This window comes from Deinococcus apachensis DSM 19763, assembly GCF_000381345.1.
Classification (GTDB): Bacteria; Deinococcota; Deinococci; order Deinococcales; family Deinococcaceae; genus Deinococcus; species Deinococcus apachensis.
The window spans coordinates 124,090-133,155 of sequence record NZ_KB906405.1 but is presented as its reverse complement, the minus strand read 5'-3'; the positions used below and the strand labels follow the sequence as shown (position 1 = coordinate 133,155).

7 protein-coding genes, 1 tRNA gene and 1 rRNA gene are annotated in these 9,066 nt (G+C 69.9%); 6 read left to right on the top strand and 3 right to left on the bottom strand.

Features of this window, described 5'->3' with window-relative positions:
* Positions 1–20 precede the first annotated feature (20 nt).
* Together rrf and F784_RS0113400 are read left to right on the top strand one after the other, a co-directional pair.
* Positions 21–137: ribosomal RNA gene (rrf, locus tag F784_RS0113405) — 5S ribosomal RNA — on the top strand.
* Between the two features lie 10 nt (positions 138–147).
* A tRNA-Gly gene (locus F784_RS0113400) sits at positions 148–223 on the top strand.
* A gap of 293 nt (positions 224–516) precedes the next feature.
* Here the strand turns inward: F784_RS0113400 and F784_RS0113395 are convergent.
* Together F784_RS0113395 and F784_RS0113390 are read right to left on the bottom strand one after the other, a co-directional pair.
* Positions 517–1,317, bottom strand: a complete 801-nt coding sequence (locus F784_RS0113395) for a polyphosphate kinase 2 family protein (protein WP_019587238.1) — start codon at positions 1,315–1,317, stop codon at positions 517–519.
* Between the two features lie 28 nt (positions 1,318–1,345).
* On the bottom strand, positions 1,346–2,656 hold the full coding sequence (locus tag F784_RS0113390; RefSeq protein ID WP_026332467.1) for a beta/alpha barrel domain-containing protein: 1,311 nt from the start codon (positions 2,654–2,656) through the stop codon (positions 1,346–1,348).
* Between the two features lie 136 nt (positions 2,657–2,792).
* Here F784_RS0113390 and F784_RS0113385 point away from each other — a divergent pair, with 136 nt between their 5' ends.
* Complete coding sequence (locus F784_RS0113385; protein WP_019587236.1) at positions 2,793–4,022, top strand: citrate synthase family protein; 1,230 nt, start codon at positions 2,793–2,795, stop codon at positions 4,020–4,022.
* A 92-nt stretch (positions 4,023–4,114) separates the two neighbouring features.
* Here F784_RS0113385 and F784_RS0113380 read toward each other — a convergent pair whose 3' ends face one another.
* Positions 4,115–5,329: an MFS transporter gene (locus F784_RS0113380; RefSeq protein WP_019587235.1), complete on the bottom strand. Its 1,215-nt coding sequence runs from the start codon at positions 5,327–5,329 to the stop codon at positions 4,115–4,117.
* Between the two features lie 74 nt (positions 5,330–5,403).
* Here F784_RS0113380 and F784_RS0113375 point away from each other — a divergent pair, with 74 nt between their 5' ends.
* The 3 genes from F784_RS0113375 to F784_RS0113365 are packed head-to-tail and all read left to right on the top strand — an operon-like array spanning position 5,404 to position 8,867.
* A complete protein-coding gene (locus F784_RS0113375) occupies positions 5,404–6,417 on the top strand; it encodes a LacI family DNA-binding transcriptional regulator (protein WP_019587234.1) in 1,014 nt (337 codons plus the stop codon).
* Positions 6,418–6,464: 47 nt separating this feature from the next.
* Positions 6,465–7,469: a UDP-glucose 4-epimerase GalE gene (galE, locus tag F784_RS0113370; RefSeq protein WP_026332466.1), complete on the top strand. Its 1,005-nt coding sequence runs from the start codon at positions 6,465–6,467 to the stop codon at positions 7,467–7,469.
* Positions 7,470–7,523: 54 nt separating this feature from the next.
* Positions 7,524–8,867 carry a M20/M25/M40 family metallo-hydrolase gene (locus F784_RS0113365; protein ID WP_019587232.1) on the top strand — a complete coding sequence of 448 codons (1,344 nt, stop codon included), beginning with the start codon at positions 7,524–7,526 and terminating at the stop codon, positions 8,865–8,867.
* The last annotated feature ends 199 nt before the right edge of the window (positions 8,868–9,066 follow it).

The window sequence follows — 9,066 nt, the reverse complement described above, 5'->3', positions numbered from 1 at the left end:
CCCATGACAACAGCAGATACCCCCGTGCCCACAGCGCCGCGGAACCACCCCATCCCATGCCGAACTGGGTCGTGAAACACGGCTGCGCCTATGCTACTCGGACCGCAGGGTCCCGGAAAAGTCGGTCAGCGCGGGGGTTTTTTCATTGCGGGAGTAGCTCAGCTGGTAGAGCACTACCTTGCCAAGGTAGATGTCGCGAGTTCGAATCTCGTCTCCCGCTCCATCCCTCCCCCCACCCTGATCAGCGGTGGGGGGTTTTTGACGTTTGCTGGTAGTTTCGGTATATGACTTCCACGGACGCGCAATTAGTGCCCCCTGGCCTAGATGCCGCGGCGGGAGCGCAAGCGGCCCTGGGAACGAACGGTGGTTTCGCATCTGCACTCAATGTGGGGAGCGGCAGCCGAACGGCTGGATACTGACGCTGGACGGCCGGAGCATCTGCCACGGGTGTGCTCAGGAGCATCACGACATCGTCTTTTGAAAGATAGGGAGAAGCCTCGTCTCATCGCCCCGTCTCTACTCAATCCTGACGTTCGCCGGATCAAAAGTCGGCGCCGGATACTGTGGATTCATCTCCTCCAGTGTTTGAATCAGAAGCTGGCTGATAAGGAGGTTGCGAAACCACTTCCGGTCGGCGGGGATGACGTACCAGGGTGCCGAGGCAGTGCTGGTGGTCAGCATGGCCTCGTAGGCGGCGGTGTAGTCGTCCCAGTGGGCGCGTTCCCCCAGGTCACCAGGGTTGAATTTCCAGCGCTTGCTGGGGTCGTCGAGGCGGGCCTGGAGCCGCTGCCGCTGCTCCTCTGGACTGATGTGCAGGTAGAGCTTGACGATCCGGGTGCCCGAATCCGCCAGCAGGGACTCGAAGGCGCGGATGTGCTCCAGACGGCGCTCGGCGGTTGGGAGGTCAATCAGGCCGTGAACACGTGGAACCAGCGCGTCCTCGTAATGGCTGCGGTTGAAGACGCCGATCAGGCCCGAGCGGGGCACGCGGGCGTGGATGCGCCACAGGAAGTCGTGGGCGCGTTCCTCCTCAGTCGGCACCTTGAAATTGCTGATCTGCACGCCGTTGGGGTTAAATGCCCCGATCACCCGCTTGACAGTGCCGTCCTTACCGCCCGCGTCACGCGCCTGCAAGACGATGAGGAGGGCCTGCTTTCCCTCGGCGTACAGGCCCTCCTGAAGGTCGGCCAGCCGCGCTTCCAGATCGGGCAGCAGCGTCTGACCCTGCCGTTTGGAGAGGCCGCCATCGTCGTCCGGTGCCCATTGGCTGAGCTGAACAGGTTGACCCGGGCGCACCCGGTAGTTTTCGAGCTGCATGGCAGAGGCTAACATGCCCCACCTTGGCTCAGACGAGAGAACGGGCGCGCGGCTCGATTTCCTCCCACTCGACGGCGGTCTGACGGCCCGCGTCGAACTCAGCCGCGAGGTCAGCGTGCAGGGCGCGCAGGCCGGGGTGTTCCTTGCCCAGCTCCATGCCGGTGTGCCCCTTGATCAGGAAGATGAGCCCGGCCAGGCCGCTGTCCTTGGTGAGGCTGAGCGTCAGGGGTCGGCCGAGCAGGCGGGGCACGTCGAAGGGGGCGTACATCGGCCAGAACTTGTTCAGCCCGTCGGCGTGGATGCCCGCGCGGGTGCGGTGAGCGTCGCGGCCGTAGAGCGGGTACTTGGCCGGAACGCCCTGTCCCAGCCGCTCGTAGAGGCCAGCCAGGTCGTTGAGCGCGCGGTAGTCGGGCTGGCCGAGCAGCAGCCCGAGGCCGATCAGGTGCAACAGCACGCCCTCCAGGGGCGCATTCCCGGTGCGTTCACCCTTGCCCAGCAGGGTGCCGTTGACCGCCGCGCATCCCGCCAGGACGGCGGAGAGGCAGTTGGCGACCACCAGATGCGTGTCGTTGTGGGGGTGAAACTCCAGCCGCTCACCTGGAACGCCCGCCGCGACAAGTTCACGGATTATTCCGGGGACACTGCGCGGCCAGGCGACGCCCTCCAGAGGGAGGCCCAGCCCCATCGTGTCGCAGACCCGGAAGCGGGGGGCCTGGTCCTCGCCGAAGGGGGCGGCGATCTCCTGCACCGCGGCCACGAACGGCAGGATGAACTCGCGGGGGGCGCGCGTGGCGTCCTCCAGGTGGAGGCGGGGACGCAGGCCCGCGTCGAGCACGGCCCGGACCGCGTCGAGATAGGTGTGCGCCGCCTGCGCGCGGCCCCCCGGCGTGAACTTGTAGAAGGTGTGGTAGTCGCTCGCGCTGGCGAGCATCCCCGTCTCACGCACGCCCAGCCCGGCCACCAGCGCCGCGTCCCCCCGGGTCGCCCGAATCCACGTCGTCGGCTCGACGGGGTGGCTGCCCCTCCAGCGTTCGAGGGCGCCCTCCAGCATCTCGCGATCTGCCGGGCGGTATACGAAGAACTCGGCTTGACGAATCGCGCCCGAGTCGCTCGTAAAGGCCCCCATCAAATCGTAGATGGCGAGACCCTCCGCCGCCGTGAGCGGTAGTCCGCCCTGCTGGCCGTCGCGGTGAGTGGTTTCCGTGGTCCAGGCGATGGGGGGAAGGGTGGGGGGCCGCTTCCCCTCCTCCCAGACCACCCTTGGGAAGCCGCCCGTGGGAAAGGCATCGGGGAAGAGGTTGGGTTCAGGCACGTCCAACACCGTGGGTACCGTTGTCATGCCCGCACGGTAGACTTATCAACATGGAGCGTCAATCTTGATTGAAGGATCAATGTTAGGATGGGGATGTGTTCACTGCCCCTTCGTCCGTGGCACCACTTCGCCTCCGTAAGTGTCTGACCGGAATGTTGCCGTGATGTCTGATCCACGGACCCTGTCCACCGCAGAGGCGACGGCGCTGCTTGGCGTGAAGCCTGCGACGCTCTACGCTTACGTCTCGCGGGGACTCATTCGCAGCGAGCCCGGCCCAGCAGGCACCCGGGAGCGGCGCTACCACGCGGAGGACGTGCAGAACCTGCGGCGGCGCCAGGGCGCGCGGCGCGACCCGGAGGCCGCGACGGAGGAGGCCGTGCAGGGCGCCCTGGCGTGGGGAATGCCGGTGCTGGACAGCGCTTTGACCCTCATCTCGGGCGGGGAGCTGAGCTACCGGGGGCAGGACGCGCTGGCCCTGGCAGAGACCGCGACGGTGGAAGAGGTCGCCGCGCTGCTGTGGACTGGCGAGGCGGGCCGCTGGAAGCAGCTTCCCCTGCGGGCGCGACTGACGCTCGCGCCGTTGCCCCGGTCGGGCGCGGCTCCAGAGGCCCTGGGGTTCGCCCTCGTCCATGCGGGAGCGCATGATGTGGCCGCCCTCGACGGCCGCCCCGAGGTGTTGCCCGCCGCAGCCGCCCGGGTGCTGAACCTGCTCTACGGCACGCTGGAACGTCACCTGGGGGTGCCGCCTGCCCCGGACTTGCCGCTGCACGCCCGCCTGGCCCGGGCCTGGGGGACTGGTGACGGGGGGGCCGACCTGTTGCGCCGCGCGCTCGTGCTGCTGGCGGACCACGAGTTGAATGTGAGCGCCTTCACCGCACGGGTGGCCGCGGGTGGGGGGGCCAGCCTGCCCCACTCAACGCTCGCCGCGCTGGCAGCGGTGCAAGGAACGCGGCACGGGTTGGCGGGCGTGGCCGCCTTCGACCTGTTGCGGGGGGCGCCGGACGGGGACCCTATGGCGGCCCTGCGCGAGGCGACCCGCCGCTACGGTCATCCTCCCGGGTTTGGGCATCGGCTCTACCCTCAGGGGGACCCGCGCGCCCGCGCCCTGTTGTCCGCACTCGGGCAGACTCATCCCGGTTCACCCACCGTCCAAGCCGTCCTCGCGCTCGCCGACCACATGGCGGGGGAGACGGGCGAAGCCCCCAACATCGACCTCGCCCTCGCCGCGCTGGTGCAGGAGCTGGGACGGGGAGCGGAGGACGCTGTCACGCTGTTCGCGCTCGGCCGCGCCTCGGGCTGGCTGGCCCATGCCATCGAGGCGCGCACGCACGGGCAGTTCATCCGCCCCCGCGCCCGTTACGTGGGGAGGTGGGGGCGAGGCGAGGAGGGGTGAGTCTCGGGGCAAGACCCTCTACCAAGGGGAGGGGGGTCAGAAAAGCCTTCTCCATGAGGAGAGGGACCTTTTCGACAGGCTCCATTTTCCCGTCAAATGCTCTGGACAGCCTCCGCCCGGTTCCGGCCACGCACGAGGGCGAAGGCCCGTCCCCCCAGCACCGCCACCAGGACCGCTCCGGCAAGGGCGAGCCCCAGCGCGGCGGGGAGGCCGAGATGCTCGGCGACGAAGCCGATGGCGGGGGGGCCGAGGAGGAAGCCCGCGTAGCCCAGGGTGGCGACCTGCGCGATGCCCCGCCCGGCGAGCGCGTGCCCCGCGGTGCCGTACAGCACGGGCACGACGTTGCTCAGACCCAGGCCTGAGAGCGCGAAGCCCAGGGTGGCGGGCAGCGGTTCGCGCACGATCAGCGCGAGGCCTAGTCCGGCGGCGGTGAGCAGCGCCCCCCCGCGCACCGTCCGCTCGTCGCCCAACCGGGCACGGGCAGCGTCACCGAACCAGCGGCCCAGCGTCATGGCCGTGACGAAGGCCGCGTATCCGATGCCGGAGTTACCCCCCGCCAGGCCGAGCACGTCCCGGAAGTACAGCGCGGCCCAGTCGTAATTCGCGCCCTCCGAGAGCATGCCCAGGAAGCACAGGGCGCCCAGCAGCAGCACGGCGGGGCTCAGGCGGGAGCGGGTACCGGAGCGGGCCGTCTCCCCACCTGCCCCGGTCTCCGGGAGGTCAGGCAGCAGCAGGCGCCCCGCCAGGAGTCCGGCCAGCGTGGTCGTCGCCACGACGAGCAGGCCGTGGGCGAGCAGCGGCACGCGCCCCACCAGCAGGGTGCCCAGGAGCGCCCCCACCACGCCCCCCAGGCTGAAGTAGGCGTGGAAGCGGCTCATGACGGGCCGCGCCAGCCGCCGCTCGACCGTCACCCCCTGGGCGTTCATGGCGACGTCGAGGGCGCCGTTCGCCGCGCCCATCACCGCCAGGGCGAGCAGCAGCGTGGCAAGGTTCGGCGCGAGCAGGGGCGGCAGCAGCGATAGCAGCGCCAGCACCACGGCGACCTGAGTGACTCGCGCGCTGCCGAAGCGGGCCGTCCAGCCCCCCGTGAGCGGCATGCTGGCGAGGCTCCCCAGCCCCACCGCCAGCAGCGCGAGCCCCACCTGGGCCGCCGTCAGGCCCAGGTGGTCGCGGACGACCGGAATGTTCACCGCCCAGGTGGCATAGACCGTCCCGTTGACCAGGAAAATGACATCCACCGCGCGGCGTGCGGTCTCGCTGCGGGCGGGGGAGACGGGAGCGTTGGGGGAGAGGGACAGGTCCGTCATGGGTACTCCAGGGGCGGGTTATGGTTGAGGTCTGAATCGATTCAGACCCGGTCTCCATACGCTAGCATTCCCCCATGCCCAGTGCCAAGGTGCCTCCTCGCCGCGTGACCCTGCGCGATGTGGCGGCCCGGCTGGGGGTGTCGCCCGCCACCGTCAGCAACGCCTACAACCGGCCGGACCAACTGTCCCCCGACCTGCGGGCGCGCGTCCTGAAGGCGGCGGGCGAGCTGGGCTACAGTGGCCCCGATCCCCTGGCCCGCAGCCTGCGGCGGGGGCGCAGCGGCGTGATCGGGGTGGTGTACGACAGCCCGCTCCACACCGCCTTCGCCGATCCCGCCGCCAGCCTCTTCCTGGGGGGGGTGGCGCGGGCCGTGCAGCAGGAGGGGCTGAGCCTGCTGCTGCTGGCCGGTGGAACGGAACCCAGCTCCGTCACGACCGCCAGCGTGGACGGCCTGATCCTGTACGCGACCACGGGGGCGAGTCCCGCCCTGGCCGCCGCCCGCGCTCGCGCCCTGCCCGCCGTCCTGGTGGACCAGGCCGCGCAGGAGGGACTACCCCTGGTTGGCATCGAGGACGGGGAGGGCGCCCACGCCGCTGCCCAGCACCTGCGTGGCCTGGGGCACCGGGAGGTCGGTGTCCTCGCCCTGCCGCTGGGGAGTGAGGCGGCGCCGAACACCCACATCCGCGCCCGGCTGGAGGGGTACCGGCGGGGTTTGGATGGCGGGGCGTGCCTCCACGTCGGCGAGAGCTCCGACAACTCCCCGGAGTCCGGCGCCCACCTCACCCGCGCGCTGCTCGCCGCCCACCCCGGGGTGACGGCCCTGCTGTGCATGAGCGACGTGCTCGCTCAGGGCGCCCTGCGGGCCGCCGCCGAGCTGGGCCGGAGCGTGCCCGCAGACCTGAGCGTGGTCGGCTACGACGACATTCCCAGCAGCGCCGCCCTGGGCCTCACCACGGTCCACCAGCCCACCGAGGACAAGGGCTCCCAGGCGGGTCACGCGATGCTCGCCCTGCTGCGGGGAGAGGCTCCTTCTGGCGTCCGGCTCCCCACACGGCTCATCGTGAGGGGGACGACCAACCAAGCCTGAAGGTCCGGGGAAAGCCCCCTCCGCCGCCATCCTTTACCCTGTGCCCTATGAGGCTGATGGTGGTGGGAGGAGCGGGGTACATCGGGTCGCATACGGTGCGGCAACTGTGCGCGGCGGGGCACGAGGTGGTGGTGTTCGACAACCTGTTGAGCGGGCACGCGCAGGCATTGCCGCCGGAGGTCAAGTTCGTGCAAGCGGACCTGCTCGACGCGGCGAGTGTCAAGGCGGCACTGGAGGTTCACAAGCCCGACGCGGTGATCCACTTCGCCGCTCTGATCGAGGTGGGCGAGAGCATGCGGGCCCCGGGCCGCTACTACCGCAACAACGTGGTGGGCAGCCTGAACCTCCTCCAGGGCATCGTGGAGACGCGCAAGGTGCCGCTGGTGTTCTCCTCGACCGCCGCCGTATACGGCACGACCGACGCCGTGCCCATCCCCGAGGACGCCCCGCTGCACCCCGAGAGCGTGTACGGCGAGACCAAGCTGATGACCGAGAACATGATCCACGCCTTCCACGTCGCGCATGGGCTGCCGTACACCATCCTGCGATACTTCAACGTGAGTGGGGCCGCCCCGGGCGGGGAAATCGGCGAGGCTCATCCCAACAAGACCCACCTGATCGAACTCGCCTGCCTGACCGCTCTGGGCCAGCGCGAGAAGATGATGATCTTCGGGGACGACTACCCCACGCCCGACGGCACCTGCATCCGCGACTACATCCACGTGCAGGACCTGGCCGACGCGCACGTGTTGGCGGTTGATGCGATGGCGGGTGGCGGGCAGGGTGCTGCCACCTACAACGTGGGCCTGGGCCACGGCTTCTCCGTCCGGCAAGTGCTGGACGCGGTGGATGCAGTGATCACCGAGGACGGATTTTCCCCTCTGACGCGCGAGATCGCCCCCCGCCGACCCGGCGACCCGCCCCGCCTCGTCGCGGGTGCTCGCCGCATCGTGGATGAGCTGGGCTTCAGGCCGCAGTTCACCGACCTGAAGGAGATCGTGCGGACGGCGTGGGACTGGCACCGCAAGCACCCGCACGGCTTCGAGCAGTGAGGAGGATGGAGGGGCTCCGGGGTCCTCTGCCCCCCCATCCCTTACCCTGCCCTCGTGACTCAACCTGACCTGACGGCCCACATCGAGCGCGGCCTGGCGGACCTGCGTGATCTCGTCGCCCTGGAGAGTGTCTCGGCCCAGGGGCGGATGCTCCCGGAGACGGCGGCCTTCGTGACCCGGCTCTTGGAGGCCGAGGGCTTCCGCGTGCGCGAGTACCCAGGCGAGGTGGCCCCCGTCCTCGTCGCCGAGGCGGGGGAAGGGCCTACCACGTTGTTGATCTACAACCACTACGACGTGCAGCCGGAAGACCCGCTGGAGCTCTGGGAGAGCCCGCCCTTTCAGCTCACTGAGCGGGACGGGCGGCTGTACGGGCGCGGTGCCTCGGACGATAAGGGTGAGTTCGCCTCGCGCCTGGCGGCCCTTCGGGCAGTCAAGGAGCGGAATGGCGGCCAGCTTCCCCTCCGCATCCGCTGGCTGATCGAGGGTGAGGAGGAGGTCGGCAGTCCCTCGCTGGAACGCTTCGTGACCGAACACGCGGAGGAACTGAAGGCGGACGGCTGCTGGTGGGAGTTCGGCGGCATCGACCCCGACGGGCGGCCCGTCCTCTCGCTGGGGCTCAAGGGCGTGATGTGCGTGGAACTGCGCTGCCGGGTGGCGGCATCCGATCTGCACAGCAGCCTGGGGGCGGTGATCGACAATCCGCTGTACCGTCTGGCCCGCGCGGTCGCCTCTCTGCGGGACGACAGCGGGCGGGTGACCATCTCCGGCTTCTACGACGATGTGCGGGAGGCGTCGGAGGCGGACCGGACAGCCATCGCGCAGATTCCCGGGGATGGGCAGGCGGTGCGGGACACGTACGGCGTTACCCGCCCGCTCGCCACCGGCCCCGCCTACCACGAACGCCTGAACCTCCACCCGGTCGTCAACGTGAACGGCTGGGGTGGCGGCTACGAGGGGGAGGGGAGCAAAACTGTCCTGCCCGCCCACGGCTTCGTGAAGCTGGACTTCCGGCTGGTGCCCGATCAGGACCCGGCGCGGGTACTGGAATTGCTGCGCGCACACCTCGACGCACAGGGGCTCGGGGATGTGGAGGTCGTCGAGCTGGAGGCGCACCAGAAGCCCGCGCGGGCGGACGCGGGGCATCCCTTCGTGCGGGCGTGCGTTGCGGCGGCGCGGGAGGCGTATGGGGCGGAGCCGATTGTGCAGCCGTCGAGCGGGGGGAGTGGGCCGATGTCTCCCTTTCAGGAGGCGGTCGGGGTGCCGTGTGTGGCGGCGGGCATCGGGAATATCGGGGGGCGGGTTCATGCGCCGAACGAGAACATCGTGAGGGAGCATTTTGGGCAGGGGGTGGCGTTTGGGGTGGCGCTGCTGGAGAGGTTGGCGGGCGGGTTGGATTGAGGGGAAGGAGGTCTTGCCTCGGTTTGCCCCTACCCCCAGCCCCTCCCCCCATCGGGGCAGGGGAGCGGCGCTGCGCTCGGCAAGGGGCTTGGCCCGCCACGCCCGTGGTCGTCTTTCTCAGCGCGCAATGTTTGATCTTGCTCTGTCCCTAACCACTGGCTCACCGTCTCGCTGCGCGAGCCGACGTAGTGAAGGCCGT

Bases quoted from the DNA above. Each gene is read 5' to 3' on its own strand.
- F784_RS0113395 (WP_019587238.1), bottom strand. From the start codon at position 1,317: ATGCAGCTCGAAAACTACCGGGTGCGCCCGGGTCAACCTGTTCAGCTC.
- F784_RS0113375 (WP_019587234.1), top strand. From the start codon at position 5,404: ATGCCCAGTGCCAAGGTGCCTCCTCGCCGCGTGACCCTGCGCGATGTG.
- F784_RS0113380 (WP_019587235.1), bottom strand. From the start codon at position 5,329: ATGACGGACCTGTCCCTCTCCCCCAACGCTCCCGTCTCCCCCGCCCGC.
- galE (WP_026332466.1), top strand. From the start codon at position 6,465: ATGAGGCTGATGGTGGTGGGAGGAGCGGGGTACATCGGGTCGCATACG.
- F784_RS0113390 (WP_026332467.1), bottom strand. From the start codon at position 2,656: ATGACAACGGTACCCACGGTGTTGGACGTGCCTGAACCCAACCTCTTC.
- F784_RS0113385 (WP_019587236.1), top strand. From the start codon at position 2,793: ATGTCTGATCCACGGACCCTGTCCACCGCAGAGGCGACGGCGCTGCTT.